The sequence below is a fragment of the Actinomadura sp. NPDC048032 genome (genome assembly GCF_040653175.1).
Classification (GTDB): Bacteria; Actinomycetota; Actinomycetes; order Streptosporangiales; family Streptosporangiaceae; genus Spirillospora; species Spirillospora verrucosospora.
The window spans coordinates 1-1,264 of record NZ_JBEZJP010000812.1; the positions used below are offsets into that span (position 1 = coordinate 1).

Genomic DNA, 1,264 nt, shown 5'->3' on the forward strand with positions numbered 1-1,264 from the left:
ACCTCAAGCTGCGCGGCGCCGGCTACCGGGTGCGGGTGGCCCGGGTCGGCGCGGACCGGTTCCGCGTCGCCGTCGAGACGGGCGGCGAGGTCCGCCGGATGCCGGTCCTCCGGCGGGTCCGACGGCCCGATCAAGGTCGGTTCGATCAACGGCATCACCGGGCTGTTCCAGACCCCGGAGGTCCCCAAGGCCGTCAAGGCGGTGTTCGACGAGGTCAACGCCGCGGGCGGCATCAACGGCCGCAAGCTGCGGCTTGTCGCCAAGGACGACGCGATGGACCCGGCGCGCGCCGGCCAGGCCGCCCGCGAGCTGATCAAGTCCGAGGGCGTGGTCGCCCTGGCCGGCTCGTCCAGCGCCGTGGACTGCGGCCTCAACCGCGCCACCTACGGCAAGGAGAAGATCGTCTCGATCCCCGCGGTCGGCGTCGACCCGTCCTGCTTCACCAGCCCCAACATCGCCCCCGTGAACCCCGGCCCCTACGCGCTGACCACGGCGATGCTGTACTACGCGTCCGAGACGCTCAAGCACGACAAGGTCTGCGTCGACTACACCGTCCTGCCCGGAAGCGGCGGCGGCATCGAGAACGCCATCAAGGCGTGGAGCGACCTCACCGGCAAGTCCCTCGCCCACAAGAACCTCGCCGTCGGGCAGGGCGACCCGACCCGCTACCTCGTGGCGGACAAGAACGCCGGCTGCCAGGCGGTCCTCTACAACGCGACCGTCGGGCCCTGGTTCGCGCAGGCCAGGACCCAGGGCATGCAGAACGTCGACTTCATCCTCGCGGCCAACAGCTACACCGACGCCAACGCCAAGGTGATCCCGGCGGACATGAACGCCTACGCGGGCACCGAGTGGCAGCCCTACACCGACCCGACCCTGCCGGGCAACGAGCGCTGGTCCAGGCTCGTCGACCGGAACGGCATCCAGAAGACGGCGTTCAGCCAGGGCGCCGTCATGGCCGCGGACGTGTTCGTGCAGGTCCTCAAGGGCATCAAGGGCGACATCACCCGCGAGTCGGTCACCAGGGCGTTCAAGCAGATGAAGCCGATCGACTACCCGATGGCCGGGAGCCCGTGGGTGTTCGGGCCCGGCGGCGAGCACAGCCCCATCAAGGGCAGCCAGTTCGTCAAGGCGGACAAGGGCGGCTGGAAGGTGCTGCCCGGCGGCTTCACCGTCCCGACCAAGAAGTAGCCGTCGATCGCGTAGAGGCCGGGGTGGCCGTGCAGCCGGCCGTAGTTGTCGGTGGCCTTGTTCAGGACGGCGC

1 protein-coding gene is annotated in these 1,264 nt (G+C 70.0%); it reads left to right on the forward strand.

Annotated features, from left to right (window positions below; translation table 11 throughout):
- On the forward strand, positions 1-1,191 hold a 1,191-nt coding region (locus tag AB0C69_RS42415; RefSeq protein ID WP_360362639.1), incomplete at its 5' end, for an ABC transporter substrate-binding protein.
- Between the last annotated feature and the right edge of the window lie 73 nt (positions 1,192-1,264).